19 protein-coding genes and 1 CRISPR repeat array are annotated in these 15,921 nt (G+C 71.0%); of the genes, 13 read left to right on the forward strand and 6 right to left on the reverse strand.

Features of this window, described 5'->3' with window-relative positions; all coding sequences use genetic code 11:
* Positions 1 to 20 precede the first annotated feature (20 nt).
* The 5 genes from IGA62_RS07870 to IGA62_RS07890 all read left to right on the forward strand — a co-directional run bounded on the left by IGA62_RS07870 (position 21) and on the right by IGA62_RS07890 (position 6,982).
* Positions 21 to 1,457 (forward strand): TldD/PmbA family protein, encoded by a 1,437-nt coding sequence (locus tag IGA62_RS07870; protein ID WP_145815603.1) that lies wholly within the window; start codon positions 21 to 23, stop codon positions 1,455 to 1,457.
* Positions 1,458 to 1,494: 37 nt separating this feature from the next.
* Complete coding sequence (locus tag IGA62_RS07875; protein WP_232624919.1) at positions 1,495 to 2,880, forward strand: metallopeptidase TldD-related protein; 1,386 nt, start codon at positions 1,495 to 1,497, stop codon at positions 2,878 to 2,880.
* 299 nt (positions 2,881 to 3,179) lie between these two features.
* Positions 3,180 to 3,986: a hypothetical protein gene (locus IGA62_RS07880; protein ID WP_145815602.1), complete on the forward strand. Its 807-nt coding sequence runs from the start codon at positions 3,180 to 3,182 to the stop codon at positions 3,984 to 3,986.
* Between the two features lie 15 nt (positions 3,987 to 4,001).
* Positions 4,002 to 5,927 (forward strand): fumarate reductase/succinate dehydrogenase flavoprotein subunit, encoded by a 1,926-nt coding sequence (locus tag IGA62_RS07885; RefSeq protein ID WP_091451386.1) that lies wholly within the window; start codon positions 4,002 to 4,004, stop codon positions 5,925 to 5,927.
* Positions 5,927 to 6,982, forward strand: coding sequence for a succinate dehydrogenase/fumarate reductase iron-sulfur subunit (locus tag IGA62_RS07890; protein ID WP_145815601.1), 1,056 nt, complete (start codon positions 5,927 to 5,929; stop codon positions 6,980 to 6,982). The genes IGA62_RS07885 and IGA62_RS07890 overlap by 1 nt, the downstream gene beginning before the upstream one ends.
* Positions 6,983 to 7,171: 189 nt before the next feature.
* On the opposite strand, the gene IGA62_RS07895 is transcribed toward IGA62_RS07890, so the two are convergent.
* Positions 7,172 to 7,612: a (deoxy)nucleoside triphosphate pyrophosphohydrolase gene (locus IGA62_RS07895; RefSeq protein WP_145815600.1), complete on the reverse strand. Its 441-nt coding sequence runs from the start codon at positions 7,610 to 7,612 to the stop codon at positions 7,172 to 7,174.
* 184 nt (positions 7,613 to 7,796) lie between these two features.
* On the opposite strand from IGA62_RS07895, the gene IGA62_RS07900 reads away from it, so the two are divergent.
* The 4 genes from IGA62_RS07900 to IGA62_RS07915 all read left to right on the forward strand — a co-directional run bounded on the left by IGA62_RS07900 (position 7,797) and on the right by IGA62_RS07915 (position 9,654).
* Positions 7,797 to 8,105 carry a 4a-hydroxytetrahydrobiopterin dehydratase gene (locus IGA62_RS07900; protein WP_145815599.1) on the forward strand — a complete coding sequence of 103 codons (309 nt, stop codon included), beginning with the start codon at positions 7,797 to 7,799 and terminating at the stop codon, positions 8,103 to 8,105.
* A 72-nt stretch (positions 8,106 to 8,177) separates the two neighbouring features.
* Positions 8,178 to 8,474, forward strand: a complete 297-nt coding sequence (locus tag IGA62_RS07905; RefSeq protein WP_145815598.1) for a hypothetical protein — start codon at positions 8,178 to 8,180, stop codon at positions 8,472 to 8,474.
* Positions 8,475 to 8,517: 43 nt separating this feature from the next.
* A complete protein-coding gene (locus IGA62_RS07910) occupies positions 8,518 to 8,880 on the forward strand; it encodes a PH domain-containing protein (protein WP_091451398.1) in 363 nt (120 codons plus the stop codon).
* 54 nt (positions 8,881 to 8,934) lie between these two features.
* Positions 8,935 to 9,654: a SanA/YdcF family protein gene (locus IGA62_RS07915; protein WP_145815597.1), complete on the forward strand. Its 720-nt coding sequence runs from the start codon at positions 8,935 to 8,937 to the stop codon at positions 9,652 to 9,654.
* 175 nt (positions 9,655 to 9,829) lie between these two features.
* Here the strand turns inward: IGA62_RS07915 and IGA62_RS07920 are convergent, their stop codons facing one another.
* Entirely contained in the window at positions 9,830 to 10,090 is a 261-nt protein-coding gene (locus IGA62_RS07920) for a hypothetical protein (RefSeq protein WP_145815596.1), read from the reverse strand.
* The gene (locus IGA62_RS07925; RefSeq protein ID WP_232625054.1) at positions 10,087 to 10,362 is read right to left on the reverse strand and encodes a DivIVA domain-containing protein; all 276 of its coding nucleotides are present in this window, start codon (positions 10,360 to 10,362) and stop codon (positions 10,087 to 10,089) included. The genes IGA62_RS07920 and IGA62_RS07925 overlap by 4 nt, the downstream gene beginning before the upstream one ends.
* Before the next feature lie 395 nt (positions 10,363 to 10,757).
* Between IGA62_RS07925 and IGA62_RS07930 the strand changes: the two genes are divergently transcribed.
* The 4 genes from IGA62_RS07930 to IGA62_RS07945 all read left to right on the forward strand — a co-directional run bounded on the left by IGA62_RS07930 (position 10,758) and on the right by IGA62_RS07945 (position 12,860).
* Positions 10,758 to 11,165: a GntR family transcriptional regulator gene (locus IGA62_RS07930; RefSeq protein ID WP_145815594.1), complete on the forward strand. Its 408-nt coding sequence runs from the start codon at positions 10,758 to 10,760 to the stop codon at positions 11,163 to 11,165.
* 341 nt (positions 11,166 to 11,506) lie between these two features.
* Positions 11,507 to 11,968, forward strand: a complete 462-nt coding sequence (locus tag IGA62_RS07935; RefSeq protein WP_145815593.1) for a hypothetical protein — start codon at positions 11,507 to 11,509, stop codon at positions 11,966 to 11,968.
* 37 nt (positions 11,969 to 12,005) lie between these two features.
* Positions 12,006 to 12,398, forward strand: a complete 393-nt coding sequence (locus IGA62_RS07940; RefSeq protein ID WP_145815592.1) for a hypothetical protein — start codon at positions 12,006 to 12,008, stop codon at positions 12,396 to 12,398.
* Between the two features lie 249 nt (positions 12,399 to 12,647).
* Positions 12,648 to 12,860, forward strand: a complete 213-nt coding sequence (locus tag IGA62_RS07945) for a hypothetical protein (protein WP_145815591.1) — start codon at positions 12,648 to 12,650, stop codon at positions 12,858 to 12,860.
* Positions 12,861 to 13,024: 164 nt separating this feature from the next.
* Positions 13,025 to 13,845: direct repeats of the CRISPR family, unit length 28 nt; unit sequence GGATCACCCCCGCGTGCGCGGGGAGCAG.
* A gap of 25 nt (positions 13,846 to 13,870) precedes the next feature.
* On the opposite strand, the gene cas2e is transcribed toward IGA62_RS07945, so the two are convergent.
* From cas2e to cas6e, 3 genes are read right to left on the reverse strand one after another with little or no spacing between them, the layout of a single operon-like run.
* Positions 13,871 to 14,275 (reverse strand): type I-E CRISPR-associated endoribonuclease Cas2e, encoded by a 405-nt coding sequence (gene cas2e / locus IGA62_RS07950; RefSeq protein ID WP_145815590.1) that lies wholly within the window; start codon positions 14,273 to 14,275, stop codon positions 13,871 to 13,873.
* Positions 14,275 to 15,243: a type I-E CRISPR-associated endonuclease Cas1e gene (cas1e, locus tag IGA62_RS07955; RefSeq protein ID WP_145815589.1), complete on the reverse strand. Its 969-nt coding sequence runs from the start codon at positions 15,241 to 15,243 to the stop codon at positions 14,275 to 14,277. The genes cas2e and cas1e overlap by 1 nt, the downstream gene beginning before the upstream one ends.
* The gene (gene cas6e, locus IGA62_RS07960) at positions 15,240 to 15,920 is read right to left on the reverse strand and encodes a type I-E CRISPR-associated protein Cas6/Cse3/CasE (RefSeq protein ID WP_145815588.1); all 681 of its coding nucleotides are present in this window, start codon (positions 15,918 to 15,920) and stop codon (positions 15,240 to 15,242) included. The genes cas1e and cas6e overlap by 4 nt, the downstream gene beginning before the upstream one ends.
* Position 15,921: the final 1 nt, after the last annotated feature.

Here is a 15,921-nt window from a genome sequence, read left to right on the forward strand (position 1 = left end):
GCTCGCCTAGGGTCGGGTCCATGACGGAGTTCGACGCGGCGACCCTCGCGGTGCAGGCCGCGCTCGACGCCGGTGCGCGGTACGTCGACGTCCGGGTGATGCACCGCCGCTACGAGTCGATGTCGGCCCGCAACGGCGAGATCGAGGAGCTGACCCAGGACTCCGACCTCGGGCTCGGGGTCCGCGCCCTGGTCGGATCGAGCTGGGGCTTCTACGCCGTACCCGATCTGGCCGACGCCGCCGCCCGCGACGCCGGCCACCGCGCCGCGCGGATCGCCGCGGCGAGCGCCCGGGTCTCCGGCCCGCCGGTCGAGCTGGTGCCGGCCACGCCCACCACCGCCTCCTGGGCCTCCCCCTGCCAGGTCGACCCGCTCGGCGTACCGCTGAGCAGCAAGGGCGACCTGCTGGTCGCCGCGACCGCGACGATGGCCGAGCACGGGGCCGACCTCGCCGAGGGGCTCTACCAGGTCTGGGACACCGGCAAGTGGTTCGTCTCCAGCGAGGGGCACCGCATCGACCAGCACGTCCGCGAGTGCGGGGCGGGCATCTCGGCCACCTCGATCGGCGACGGCGAGACCCAGCGCCGGTCCTGGCCCAGCTACCGCGGCCAGTACGGCACCACCGGCTGGGAGCTGGTCGACTCACTCGACCTGGTCGGCAACGCCGCCCGGATGGCCGAGGAGTCACGGGCACTGCTCACCGCCCCGCTCTGCCCGGCCGGTGAGACCGACCTGATCCTCGGCGGCGAGCAGCTGGCGTTGCAGATCCACGAGTCGGTCGGGCACGCCATCGAGCTGGACCGGATCCTCGGCTGGGAGGCGGCGTTCGCCGGCACCTCCTGGCTCGACCTGCGGCAGCTCGGCTCGCTGCGCTATGGCTCCGACCTGATGAACATCACCATCGACCCGACCATCCCGGGCGCGCTGGGCAGTTTCGGCTTCGACGACGAGGGCTCCCCGGCGGTCCGCCGGGACGCGGTCCGCGCCGGACGCTGGGTGGGGGTGCTCGCCGGTCGGGACTCGGCCGCCGTCGCCGGCCTGGGCTACGGCGGCAGCGTCCGCGCCGACGGATACGCCCGGCTGCCGATGGTGCGGATGACCAACGTCGGCCTGGAGCCGGGGCCGCACACCCTGGACGAGATCGTCGAGGCGACCGACGACGGCGTGCTGATGGACGTCAACCGCTCCTGGTCCATCGACGACAAGCGGCTCAACTTCCAGTTCGGCTGCGAGATCGGGTGGGAGATCAAGAAGGGGCGGCGCGGCCGGATGCTGCGCAACCCCACCTACACCGGGATCGGGCCGGTCTTCTGGCGCTCCATGGACATGCTCTCCTCCGAGATCGTCCCCTGGGGCACGCCCAACTGCGGCAAGGGCCAGCCGGGCCAGGTCGGGCACACCGGCCATCCGGCCGCCCCGGCCCGCTTCCGCAACGTCCGGGTGGGGGTTTCCGCGTGAGCACGGGTCCCACCGTCGCGAACAAGGGGGTCGCCGCGTGAGCGGGCGCGAGACGGAGATCGCCGGGCAGGTGGTCGAGCTGGTGGGCCGCCTCGCCGGCCCGGCCGCGCAGGCCGAGGTGACGGTGACCCGGACGGACGCGGCGCTGACCCGGTTCGCCAACTCGTTCATCCACCAGAACGTCGCCGAGTCGACGGTGTCGATCCGGCTGCGGCTGCACGCCGACGGGCGGACGGCCACCGGCAGTGGCAGCCTGACCAGCCCGGACGGCGTCCGGGAGCTGGTCGAGCGGACCCTGGTCGCGGCCCGGCTCTGCCCGCCCGACCCGGGCTGGCCGGGGCTGACCCCGCCCGCTCCGACACCGGCCGCCCCGACGCCCGACGAGGCCACCGCGTACGCGGAACCGGACGAGCGGGCCGCCCGGGTCCGCGCCTTCGTCGACGCGGCCGGCGGGCTGGAGACGGCCGGCTACTGCCGCACCTCGCACCAGGTCGTCGCGTTCGCCAACACCGCTGGGCACACCGCGTGGGGGCGGATGGCCGAGGCGGCCATGGACGGCATCGCGCGCGCCGGTGGGGTGGACGGGATGGCCCGGCTCGCCGCAGACCGGCTGGCCGACCTGGACGGCGCGGCCCTCGGCGCGCGGGCGGCGGGGAAGGCGCGCTCCGGCGTCGACCCGGTCGAGCTGCCGCCGGGGCGGTACGAGGTGGTCTTCGAGCCGGCCGCCGTCGCCGACCTGCTGGCGAACCTCGCCATGTACGGCTTCAACGGCAAGGCGTACGCCGAACGGAAGTCCTTCGCCGAGCCGGGTGCGGCCCAGTTCGACCGGGCGGTGTCCCTGGTCGACGATCCGCTCGCCGCCTCCGGGCTGCCCGTCGACACCGAGGGCACCGCCCGGCGCGCGCTGCCCCTGGTGACCGCCGGCACGACCGGCGCGGTGACGCACGACCGGCGTACGGCCGCCGCCACCGGGGCCGCCTCGACCGGGCACGGGTCCCTCGACTCGCCCACCTTCGGCCCGTTCCCGCGCACCGTCCGGCTGCTGGCCGCTGCCGGGGCGGCACCGGCGGCGGGCACGCTGGCCGGGCCGGTGGTCGACCCGGACACCGCCGCCCTGGTGGCCGGCGTCGGGCGGGGGCTGCTGGTCAGCGACCTCTGGTACACCCGGGTGCTCGACCCGAAGGCGCTGACGGTGACCGGGCTGACCCGCAACGGGGTCTGGCTGGTCGAGGACGGCGTGGTCACCCGCGCCGTCCGGGACCTGCGCTTCACCCAGGCGTACCCGCGCGCGCTGGCGCCCGGCGCGGTGCTCGGGGTGGGCCGGGTCGCCCTCCGGCAGCCGGACCGGACCGCGGACACCTGGTGGAGCGCGCCGCCGCTGCGCCTGGCCGAGTGGAACTTCACGGGCGGTGCCTCCGGGTGAGCTGCCCCGGGCGCTGAATCGTTGACCCCCATGGGCCCGGATCGTCCCCGACGTGAGGTTCTTAACATCGGACAGCGATCGGAGCGCCACAGCTTTCCAACCGGGCGCATTCGGGCGACACTCCCTGCGCGAACGGCTCGCGGTGAGCGGCGTAACGTGTGTCACTTAGCTGCGTCGGTACGCCCCGGCGTGGTTGTGGGTGTGCGCAGGGGACGTGGCTGCGGGGGCGGTGCGCCGGCCCGCGTGCCCGGCCGGAACCGATCCGTGCCCGCGAGGGCCCCGTCAGGGAGACAACTGGAATGACTTCAACGGCAACGAGGCCGCGGGGTGCGCGAGCGCGCGCCGCCATCGCGGCGAAGACGTTGCGTACCGACCGCTGGTGGTTGGCGCCGCTGATCACGGTCATCGGCCTCGGCTCGTGGGTCACGTACGCGACGGTCCGGGTCTTCATGCACAAGTGGTACTGGGTCGACGACTACCACTACCTGACCCCGTTCTACTCGCCGTGCGTGACCGAGGCGTGTGTGCCGGAGGCGGCGCACTTCGGCCGCTTCCTGCCCGGCTGGTGGATCATCCCGGACGCCGCGATGACCCTGCCGTTCCTGCTGCTGTTCCGGTTGACCTGCTACTACTACCGCAAGGCGTACTACCGGTCGTTCTGGCTCTCGCCGCCGGCCTGCGCCGTGCCGGACGGGCACAAGACCTACTCCGGCGAGACCCGCTTCCCGCTGCTCGGCCAGAACCTGCACCGGTACGCCTTCTACGCCGCCGCGATCATCTCCCTGATCAACACCTGGGACGCGATCCTCGCCTTCCACTCCCCGGAGGGCTTCGGCTTCGGCCTGGGCAACGTGATCCTGCTGGTCAACGTGATCATGCTCTGGGCGTACACGGTCTCCTGCCACTCCTGCCGGCACATCATGGGCGGCCGGCTGAAGCACTTCTCGAAGCACCCGTTCCGCTACCGCGCCTGGACGGGCATCTCGTGGCTGAACGTCCGCCACATGCAGCTCGCCTGGATCACCCTCGGCACTCTGGCGCTGACCGACTTCTACATCATGGCGCTGGCCGCCGGCTGGTTCAGCGACCTGCGGTTCATCAACTAAAGGGCCCGGACACAGATGACTACGCGAATCGAACGACACCACTACGACGTCGTCGTGATCGGGGCCGGTGGCGCCGGTCTGCGGGCGGCGATCGAGGCCCGACTGGCCGGCAAGAAGACCGCGATCATCTCCAAGTCGCTCTTCGGCAAGGCGCACACGGTCATGGCCGAGGGCGGCGCCGCGGCCGCCATGGGGAACGTGAACAGCCGGGACAACTGGCAGGTGCACTTCCGCGACACCATGCGCGGCGGCAAGTTCCTCAACAACTTCCGGATGGCCGAGCTGCACGCGAAGGAGTCGCCGCAGCGGATCTGGGAGCTGGAGACGTACGGTGCGCTCTTCGACCGCACCAAGGACGGCAAGATCTCGCAGCGCAACTTCGGCGGGCACGAGTACCCCCGGCTGGCGCACGTCGGTGACCGGACCGGCCTGGAGCTGATCCGCACCCTCCAGCAGAAGATCGTCTCCCTCCAGCAGGAGGACAAGAAGGAGTTCGGCAACTACGACGCGCGGATCAAGGTCTTCGCGGAGACCACGATCACCGAGCTGCTGCTGGACGGCGACCGGGTGGCCGGCGCGTTCGGCTACTACCGGGAGTCCGGCGAGTTCGTCCTCTTCGAGGCCCCGGCCGTGGTGCTCGCCACCGGCGGCGTCGGCCGGTCGTACAAGGTCACCTCGAACTCCTGGGAGTACACCGGGGACGGGCACGCGCTGGCGCTGCGCGCCGGGGCGACGCTGATCAACATGGAGTTCCTCCAGTTCCACCCGACCGGCATGGTCTGGCCGCCCTCGGTGAAGGGCATCCTGGTCACCGAGTCGGTCCGGGGTGACGGCGGCGTCCTCAAGAACTCCGAGGGCAAGCGGTTCATGTTCGACTACGTGCCGGACGTGTTCCGCAAGCAGTACGCGGACAACGAGGCCGAGGCGGACCGCTGGTACTCCGACCCGGACAACAACCGGCGTCCGCCGGAGCTGCTCCCCCGCGACGAGGTCGCCCGCGCGATCAACAGCGAGGTCAAGGCCGGTCGCGGTACGCCCGCCGGCGGCGTCTACCTGGACATCGCCTCCCGGCTGCCGGCCGAGGAGATCCGCCGTCGCCTCCCGTCGATGTACCACCAGTTCAAGGAGCTGGCCGACGTCGACATCACCAAGGAGCCGATGGAGGTCGGGCCGACCTGCCACTACGTGATGGGTGGCGTCGAGGTCGAGCCGGACAGCGGGGCCGCGTACGGCACCGTGCAGGGGCTGTTCGCTGCGGGCGAGGTCTCCGGCGGCATGCACGGCTCCAACCGGCTGGGCGGTAACTCCCTGTCGGACCTGTTGGTCTTCGGCAAGCGGGCCGGTGGGCACGCGGCGACCTACGCCGACCAGCTCACCGCCCGTCCCAAGGTGTCGGTGGACGCGGTCGAGGCCGCGGTGGAGACCGCGCTCGCCCCGCTCCAGCGGGACACCGGCGAGAACCCGTACGCCCTCCAGCAGGACCTCCAGGCGGTGATGGGCGACCTGGTCGGCATCATCCGGCGTGAGGGTGAGCTGGCCGACGCGCTGGTCCGCCTCGCCGAGCTGCGCGAGCGGGTGGCGAAGGTCAGCGCGGCCGGCGGCCGTCGCTACAACCCGGGCTGGCACCTGGCCCTGGACCTGCGCAACATGCTGGTCGTCTCGGAGTGCACCGCGAAGGCGGCGCTGGAGCGGCAGGAGTCGCGCGGCGGCCACACCCGGGAGGACTTCCCGGGGATGGACCCGAAGTGGCGTCGGGTGAACCTGGTCTGCTCGCTCGACGGCGACACCGTACGCCTGGAGCACAAGCCGCTGCCGAAGATGCGGGCGGAGCTGATCGGGCTCTTCGATCGGGCGGAGCTGGCCAAGTACCTGACCGACGAGGAGCTGGCCGACTTCGACGCCCTCGTCGCCGACGCCAAGACCGAGGAGGCGGGCAAGTAATGGGCGGCAAGCGCCAATTCCGGATCTGGCGGGGCGACGAGAACGGCGGCGACCTCCAGGACTACACGGTCGAGGTGAACGAGGGCGAGGTCGTCCTCGACGTCATCCACCGCCTCCAGGCCACCGACGCGCCCGACCTGGCCTGCCGGTGGAACTGCAAGGCCGGCAAGTGCGGCTCCTGCTCCATGGAGATCAACGGCAAGCCGCGGCTGGGCTGCATGACGCGGATGTCGACCTTCGAGGAGAACGAGACCGTCACGGTCACCCCGCTGCGGACCTTCCCGGTGATCCGGGACCTGGTCACCGACGTCTCGTTCAACTACGAGAAGGCGCGGGAGACGCCGGCCTTCGCGCCCCCGGAGGACGTGGCCCCGGGCGACTACCGGATGAAGCAGGTCGACGTCGAGCGCTCGCAGGAGTTCCGCAAGTGCATCGAGTGCTTCCTGTGCCAGACGGTCTGCCACGTGATCCGGGACCACGAGGAGAACAAGCAGGCCTTCTCCGGTCCCCGGTACTTCATCCGGGCCGCCGAGCTGGACATGCACCCGCTCGACACCAAGACCGACCGCAAGGAGTACGCGCAGGCCGAGCAGGGCCTGGGCTTCTGCAACATCACCAAGTGCTGCACCGAGGTGTGCCCCGAGCACATCAAGATCACCGACAACGCCATCATCCCGATGAAGGAACGGGTCGTGGATCGCAAGTATGATCCCCTGGTGTGGCTTGGTAGCAAGATCTTCCGTCGGGGTCAGGACGAGACCACCCAGCCCGGTTTCCGGCCGCAGGTCGGCGTGCACCACGGCCTGCACTCGCACGCCGGTGGCTCGCACGACCCGGCAGCCGAGGCGCAGGCGCAGCGCGGTCTCAACTGGAACCGCGAGGTGCCGCATCCGACCGCCCCGGCGGTGGACGAGCGGGGCCGGCTGCCGCTGAGCGAGCTCACCTTCGACCGGGCCGCCGCGCCGTCGCCGTTCGGTGACGACGTGACGTTCCCGATCCCGGCCGAGCACCTGAACTACGCGCACCCGGAGCAGGACGAGAAGAAGCAGCACTGAGCGACACCGCGAACGGAAACGGGGGTCGTGCGGCTTGCGCCGCACGGCCCCCGTTCGCATTCCGACAACGGTCTCCCACGTGACAGCTGGCCGAACCCCGACGCTGTGGGTGGTAGCAGGGGTCCCCTGTTACCGCTTTTTGTGGAGGAAGGGCCCCCTGCAAACACCCGGAGCAGGCGGGCGCGCCGGTCAGAGCCGGGCGAGAAGGGGGCGGAGAGCAGCCACGATGGGGACGTCCGCAGGAAGCCAGTCGACCGTGTCGAGTTCGTCGGCGGAGAGCCACCGCATCTCGGCGTGCTCCAGCGCCCTCGGCTGGTCGCCGCCGACGAGCCGGGCCGCGTACACCTTCAGCACGGAACGGCCGTGCGCCATCCGGACGTCCCGCCCGACCCGGTCGCCGACCTCGACGCGTACGGCGAGTTCCTCGGCGCACTCGCGGACCAGGGCGGCGGTCTCGCTCTCCCCGGGCTCGACCTTGCCGCCCGGGAACTCCCACCGGCCGGCGACCTCCGGCGGGGCGGACCGGGCACAGGCCAGCACCCGCCCGTCGGCGACGATGGCCGCGCCCACGACCACCTTCACGTCCCGGCGTTCGGCCGGCCCGTCACCGCTAATCCGTTCGGTCCGCACGGCTGACCAGGGTGCCAGATCAATCGGCGGTTTGGATACCGTCGCCGACCGCTAGGCCAACAAGAGAGGGAAGTGTGGGCGTGGACACACCCCCGGTGTGACGACAGACTAGGGAACACCAACAGGGACACAGGACGGCGACGATTCGGCCACGAGCCGGCAACGACGCCTGGGAGGTGCGGTGATGCGCGCGCTGTTCCGCAGTCGAACCAAGCGCGACTACCTCAGTGACGCCCTCGCCCTGCTCTCCGGGTGGATCCGAGAGGGGGAGCAGATCCGGCGCACCCTCGTGATCGACGACTGCCAGCACGCCGCGCTGACCGAACGCGTCAAGGTCGTCGCCGACGCCCTGCACCTGCGCCCCGAGATCAGCCGCTCGGCCGACCGTACCCTGATCCGGGTCGGACACGGCGACGACGAGCCGCTCACCGAGGGCGAGGTCCTGCTGGCCGCGCGGATCGAGGACGCGTACCGCGCGGTCACCGGTTCCTGAACGCGCCCGGCGGCCCCGCACCATCCGCTGACCCCCGGCGGCTCCGCGAGGGCCAGCGGCCATACTCGTCCGATGAGCGTGGACGTGGTGGTACCCCTACTGCTCGTGCTGATGTTGGCCCAGGTGCTGCTGGCGACCGCCCGGGGCAAGTTCTCGATCGTCCACGACACGTCCCGCCCGTACTTCTGGCTGTTGGTCGTGTCGTGGCTGATCCTGGCCGGCGACGCTGCCCTCGGCGAGAACCGCCCGACGTTCGAACGCGCCTGGAAGGGAGCGCTCGCGGTCCTGCTGGCCGCGAGCTTCGGCCTCGACCTGTGGCGCCGCCGTCGTCTCGCCCGGACGGCCCCACCCCCGCCGGCCGACGACTGAGCGCCGGGGCGCGCACTGGCACGCCCCGCCTACCGTGGCATTCATGGCGAACGCGACGTACGACCGGAAAGAGCAGTACAACCAGATCGCAAGCGGCCTGCTCCAGGGCGAGCAGATCATCGCCGTCTACGACGCCATCGGCACCGGCACCGGCTTCATCGGCCTCACCGACCGGCGCGTGATCATCCAGGACCGCTCCTTCGTCGGGAAGCGGTTCGCGATCACCAGCATCCCGTACTCGAAGATCACCAGCGTGAGCGTGGTCAGCAACAAGTCCTGGGGCGGGCAGTTCTTCTCCACCGGGGCGATCGCGATCCACGTCGGCACGCACACGTACGAGGTCGAGTTCCGCGGCTCGGACAAGGCCCACCACGTCCACAACGTGGTCCTGCACTACATCTCCTGACCCGCCGCTTCTCGGCAAGATCAGGTTTCGCCGGCCGCTGGAATACTGGTTGGCATGGGGCGACGGCTGGCGAGGACGATCGGGACGTGGCGCGCGACGGCCGGGGCCGTCCCCCGGTGGCTACGGATCGCCGTCGGCCTGGGGGTCGTCGGCGCGGTGCTGCTGACCGCCGGCACGGTGGCCAGCGTGAACTGGATCCGGCAGGGCGCGGAGGGGCGTCTCTTCACCACGGCCAGCGTGCCGGAGGCGCCGGTGGCCCTGGTGCTCGGCACCAAGGTCCAGCCGGACGGCACGCCGTCGCCGTTCCTCGCCGCCCGCCTGGAGATCGCCCGGCAGCTCTTCGCCACCGGCAAGGTCGGCGCGATCCTGGTCTCCGGCGACAACGTCCATCCCGAGTACGACGAGCCGACCGCGATGCGACGCTGGCTGGTCGAGCGCGGCGTGCCGGCGAACAAGATCGTGCGCGACCACGCCGGCCTGGACACGTACGACTCGTGCGCCCGGGCCAAACGGATCTTCGGCGTGGACCGGGCGACCGTGGTGACCCAGTCCTTCCACCTGCCGCGCGCGGTGACGGTGTGCCGGCGCCTCGGCGTCGACGCCAACGGGGTCGGTGACGAGACCGCTCGCGCGTACGAGCGGACCTGGCGGATCAGCTCCAGCCGCGAGCACGGTGCCGCCGTCAAGGCCGTACTGGACGTCCTCTCCGGCCGCGACCCGGCCCACCTCGGCCGCCGCGAGACCAGCGTCGACGACGCCCTGCTCGCCGGCTGACGCCGGCTACCGGCTCGGCGGGACGGCCCGGCTCGCCGGCTGGTTCGCCGCCGGACCGAAACGGCCGGCTCACCGGCTGGCCGCCGCCGGGCGACCAATAGGTAGGGACGTCCTTTGGAGCTGCCCGCACAGACGGGGCACCGCCACCGACCACCGCCCGGCCGCCGGCTACGGGCTACCGGAGCAACCGGCGGGTGCACGGGCCGTCGTGTCCGGCCCGGAGCGGGCAGCGCTGCCCGCCGGGCAGCCGGGTGTCGCAGAAGACTCGGTGGTGTACGCCCTGCTCGTCCTCGTACGACACGGTGGCCTCGCCCGGGTCGGTGTACGGCAGGTTGCTCGCCCACCGGGCCACCACCCGGGCCAGGCGCACCGCACCGGTCAGGTCCCCGGCCAGCACCGGCAGGTGGATCACGAACCGCTCCCGGCCGCGCGTCACCGGTACGCCCGCTCGTTGACCCGGGGTGCGTACTCGGACTGCCAGCGCCGCAGCGCATCCTTGATCCGGCTGGTCTCCTCCCGGCTCTGGTTCAGCTCGTCGTACAGTTCGGCCAGGTCGTCGGCGACCCGGTCGAGGAACTCCCGCACGTCCGCCGGGTCAAGCCCACGCCGGAACGGGCCGACGCTGCGGAACCGTCGCCGCCGCACCTGCCAGGACCGCAGCGGCGCGTACGCCCGGGACCGGTAGACACCCGGCTCCGCCGGACGCATCGCCCCCGGGTCACCACCGCCCGGCCGGTGACTGCCGCCGCCGGTCCGCTGGTGGCTACCGCCGCCGGTCGGCCGCCGGTTGCCGCCGGCCCACCGGGAGAAGAACCGCATGCCCGCTCCGCCTCTCTGTCGCTCTCCGTCACCAGACCTGGAAGGGGCGGCCCACCCGCCCGCCGCGCACGGGCGGGCCACCCCGCCCTGCCGCCGCAGCTCCCATCAGCAGTACGACACCAGGGCTGACCGCTCGACGCCAGGCAGGCGGTGATAGTTGCCTTTGCCGTTGAGCCCGTGCGCCGACACCTCCGAGGGTAAACTTGTTGCCACATGGCCGCAAGTATGTAGATGCCCATAAGGCCACACCCGGTGTGGGGCACGAGGCGATAAGGCTGTGTGCCATGACCATCAATCCCCGCTCGCACACGCCGGTCTATGTGCAGCTCGCTGAGCTGGTGCGAGCGCGGATCGAGTCCGGTGATCTGCCGGTCGGGTCACCCCTACCGAGCGAAGCCCGACTGGGCCAGGAATACGGCATCGGCCGGGACGCCGTCCGCATGGCCATCGCCCTGCTGCGCTCCGAGGGAGTGGTGAGCACCAGCAAGGGTCACGGCTCGTGGGTCCGCGAGCAGCATGAACGCGCCAAGGTCGAGCTAACCTCGGGCAGCTCGGCGATCGTCCGGATGCCGTCCAGCCGGGAGCGGCGCGAGATGGACCTGGATGAGGGCGTACCCGTGATCGAGATCCGGAACCCGAAGGGCGAAGTCACGGTCCTACCCGGCGACCAGACCGAGCTGATCCGCCCCTGACTGCCCCTGCCCATAGCCCACGACAAGGGGAGCAAGCCGGTCGAGGAACAGCCGGCGCTTATTTATGGCTCTGCGCAGGCAGTCGCTAGGCATGGCCAAACAGGGAAGCCCGTGCGCCGAGAACAGTCCCAGTAGCCAGGTCATGAACCCTCGCATCTCGAATCATCCCCGCATGCGCGGGGAACAGTCGGCGAGAGACGGCGCGTCAACGTCGATCCGGGGATCACCCCCGCGTGCGCGGGGAGCAGACCTTCGAGCCCCTACAGCTAGCCAAGGCGCCGTAGCTCATTGTTTGTCGGTCCGTCGGGTGGACGTCGGCGATCATGATGCCTGGAGTTGTTTTGATCCGAAAACCACGGGTGGACCCCGCCCACGCCGCAGCCCCCACCGCCGCCAAACCCGAATTGATCGTCCACCCCGACGGAACATGGGAGATCCGCTCCGAGAGCGTCGACTACCCGGTCTCGTACTGCTCCGGAACCTCCCATGGTCCGAAGCTGCTCACCAGCACGACGCTGGAGTTCGGCGGCCAGCAGACCTGCGACAACAGCGACGACTGGCCACACCGCATCAAGATCCGGCTTGAGTCCACCTGCCCCGACTTCTGGTGCATCATCTTCCAGCCAGAGGGCGCCCTGGACACCAACTGGGTCACGGGACGCGTCGCCACCAAGACCGGCGGCCTCGGGTGCGACAACAGCGACCGCCGCAAGTACCGGCTGGTCATCGAGGTCTACGCCCGAGGCGTCTACCTCGATACCGTCGTCGGCACCAACGAACCCGTCCTGTCCTGCTCGTTGTAACCGCGCGGGACTCGGCGACCAACTAGGGTCGACAGCCATGACGGTCGCTGAGCCCCGACTCCTCCGACCACCGGCGATCCTCGCGCGTGGCGGCGGGGTGGCCCTCCTGCACAACGGCATCATCGATGGCCCACATGGCCTGATGATGGTGATCGACATCCTCGAAGAGCCGGGGTCCGGAGCCCTCCGGACCCCCACCTGGAAAGGGCCGGGTCTCCCTTCTCCCCTGACCGTGACCGCTACAGGTCCGGCTGGAGATGTGGTCACCCCCAAGGTCATCACCAGCGACGGCGGCCCCGGCTACCACCGCTTCGTCATCACCTTCGGCCGGTACGGCAAGCCGCCGCGGGTCTCCCCCCGGGGCACCCGGATCACCGTCAGCCTCGATCCGCCCGGTTTGACCGAGACTGTCGACCTCACCGGGCGGTAAGGCTGGACGGGAGAAGCGCCCGCAGGGCGAACCTGTGGGGCACTCTGCGGCTCCTCGATCAGCAACTGTGTTCGGCGCGGTGCCAGGCCACTACTTCCCGGATGCCCGCCACGGTGGTTCGCCGGTCCATCCAGATCGTCCCGCCTTCGATTTCTTCTCAGGGGCAGGCTTCGTCGTTGCACTGGCTCCCCTCGTCCAGCACGTACACGGGCCACCCCGTCGCCCGCGCAACTCCACCCGCCCGTCCGGATGGACGGTGGCCAGCGGGGTCCGCTGCTCGCCGGTACGCAGCAGCGGACCGCCGCCGGGCGGGAGCAGTTCCAGGATCGGGCCGGCGGCCGGCGGGTTCGAGGCAGCGAGGGCTCTGGAGAGGAACGGCTGCTCTACCGTCACGTGTTCCACCGTCGCGACCAGAGCGGTTCGCTGGACGGTGCTGCTGGTGACCGGTCCCACGGCGGCTAACATCTCGTCCCAGCTATGGTTCCCGGCATCCAGGCCGATGCGCAGCCAGTACCCGCCAACCATCAGCTGCCAGGTGTCCCCGTGCCGCTCGGCGACCTCGTTGACGTCATCCAGGCAGGGCCAACCGGAGTTGCTCTTGGTCCGGAACTACGAACGGCCCCACGGGATCACCCCCGCGTGCGCGGGGAGCAGTGCGCCGGGACTCGGCGTGGTTCCTGTCGGATTGGATCACCCCCGCGTGCGCGGGGAGCAGGCGAGCTACTTCCGCCTGCCACTTCCGTTCCGCGGATCACCCCCGAGTGCGCGGGGAGCAGGAGGCCTCTGCCGCAAGCGCTCCGGCGTCTCGGGGATCACCCCCGCGTGCGCAGGGAGCAGTCAGCGCCGGGGACGAGCCGGCCACGGTGGTGGGGATCACCCCCGCGTGCGCAGGGAGCAGTCAGCGCCGGGGACGAGCCGGCCACGGTGGTGGGGATCACCCCCGCGTGCGCGGGGAGCAGAGGCTCTCGCCGAGTCTCAGGAGGGTGCGGCGCGGATCACCCCCGCGTGCGCGGGGAGCAGTCCCTGGTGGTGTGCGACCACGATGACGACCCGGGATCACCCCCGCGTGCGCGGGGAGCAGGGGAACTCGCCACGCTGGATGCCGCCCCGCAGCGGATCACCCCCGCGTGCGCGGGGAGCAGGCGGCCAGCAGGGGATTCGACTCCAACTCCCGCGGATCACCCCCGCGTGCGCGGGGAGCAGGTCTCCGCGACCTGGAGCATCGGCCCGTACCACGGATCACCCCCGCGTGCGCGGGGAGCAGACGTTCGATTCCCTGTCTGACAACGGCGCGGAGGGATCACCCCCGCGTGCGCGGGGAGCAGCAGGAATCCCGGTGCCCGCCGGCGTCCGACCGCGGATCACCCCCGCGTGCGCGGGGAGCAGACCGTCCCGCCCAGGTCACCACCGTGCACAAGGGGATCACCCCCGCGTGCGCGGGGAGCAGGCTTCCTGACCTGCGGCTCCGAAGATCAACTCTCGGTTTTTTGTTCACTTTGATTCGGAGCCGCTGGTACGCCAGAGTCCGGTGACCTCCGGCCGAACCGGCGGCGTTTCGACGCCTTGCTCCAGCCTCTCGGCAGGGCTGGGTTGAACGTCTTCCGTTCGGTGGGGCGGCGGATCAGCGTGACACCGTCGAGGTCCACCGGCTTCCAGTGGTGGTCGTGCACGCTGAAGGAAAGCCGCTGCTCGCCGGGGGCCTGGTAGACGAGCAGGGCCCGACCGGGCCCGGCCATCTCGATCACCTTGCCCCAGAGCCGCTGCCGGATCCGGCTGTTGACGTGTCCCACGTAGACCCCTGCGGAAATCTCCAACAGCCACTGCGTCAGATGCCCTCGAAGCCCCTCGGGGCAGGCGGTGAGGATGATGACGGTCATCAGAAGTCCAGCTCGCTGCCGTAGTTGCGCCCGCCGACGAGTTCCGGCCCGTCTGCGTCCCAGAGCCGGACGGTGTCGTCACCAGTTTCCTCGTCGGCCCACTCGTCGTCGATCGGTCCCGAGCAGGCGGGCCGCAGCAGCAGGTTCCGGATGTCCCGGACGCAGCGGTCCAGCAGCGCGCCGCCGTTCACCCTGTCCCGGACGGCGCGACGGGTGTCCGTGCCGATGTCGGTCGACTCGCTGGCAGCGATGTCGAAGGCGACCGGGATGGTGATCTCGGCCTTGTAGAGGTCCGCGATGTCGTACACGAAAGACCGCTCGTGCCCGGTGTGGACGAACCCGAGCGCCGGTGAGGCACCGATGGCGACGATGACGGCGTGCACGATGCCGTACAGGCAGGCGTGCGCTGCGGACAGGGCCTGGTTCACCGGGTCGCCGCTGGTGAAGTCGTCCGGGTTGTAGTCCCGGTTGGTCCAGACGATGCCGGTCCGCCGGGCGTGTTCCCGGTAGCAGCGTCGTACCCGTGCTCCTTCCTTGCCGCGTAGCTGCTGCATGGTGAGGTTGTGGGTGTCCTCGTCGGGGAACCGCATCCGGTACATCGCGCGGGCCACGTCGAGGCGCCGGTCGCGGTGCGACACGGCGGCGGCCTGGGCGACGATCAGCCGACTCGACCGGGCCAGTGACCGCCCGTGCGCGTAGTAGCGGACGCCCTGTTCACCGACCCACACCGCCGTAGCGCCGTTGTCGGCGAGCAGCATCATCGCCTGCTGGGTGACGCTGGTGCCGGGGCCGAGCATGAGGACGCCGAGGGTGGCCGCCGGGATGTGGAGCACACCCTTGTCGTCCGTCGCGGTGATCGCGTTGCTGTCCCGGTGGATGACGCAGCGTTCGAGGTAGACGAAGCTGAGCCGGTCCTGTGCGCGGTTGAGTTCCGCCAGTTCCGCAGGGGGAACACCGGGGATCTTCATGGCTCGGCCTGCGCGGGGGCGAGGGTCAGCAGCCCGCAGCCGTACGCCTTGGCGTGCCCGATGCCGCTGGTCATGGCCCGCCGCAGGGCGTCCGCGTCGGTGACCTGGAGGATGCCGTCGTACGTCGCCGTCGTCAGCGTGACGGTGCCCGTACCGCGTTTGAAGGTCTGCGTCTGGCGGCGGTGCAGCCGCAGGTTGGGGCGTCCGTCCTGCTGGCTGGCGATGGCGAAGCCGTACCGCTCGGCGCGGCTGGTGAGCCACTCGACCTGCTCGTGTTCCCGCAGGTGGCCGAAGCGCTGCGTGTCCTTGGCGTCGGCGGTCTTGCGTCCGCTGTGGGTGGGGTTGGCGGTCAGCCGGAACGCCCATCGCTCTCCGGACCGTAGCGAGCCGAGCAACCCGTCGTAGCCCCGGGTCACCCAGGGCTCGGCGGCGCTGGTCGGCCAGCCGACCTGTTCGACGAGGTGGGTGAGATCGGGTCGGCCGGGGCTGACGACGAAGAGGTGGACGGTCGCGGTTCCGACGGTGTCGAGGCGCCACAGCGTACGGGTGTCGCCGCGCGCGTGGTCCTCCGCGACGGGAAAGGCCGCGCGGACCGCCGCGTGCATGGCCTGCGGCGAGGAGAGCAGCTTCCGCGCGTTCCGACGGGCCGGGTTGATCTGGAACCGGGTGAGGTACATG

It is taken from the genome of Micromonospora sagamiensis (genome assembly GCF_014680085.1).
Lineage (GTDB): Bacteria > Actinomycetota > Actinomycetes > Mycobacteriales > Micromonosporaceae > Micromonospora > Micromonospora inyonensis.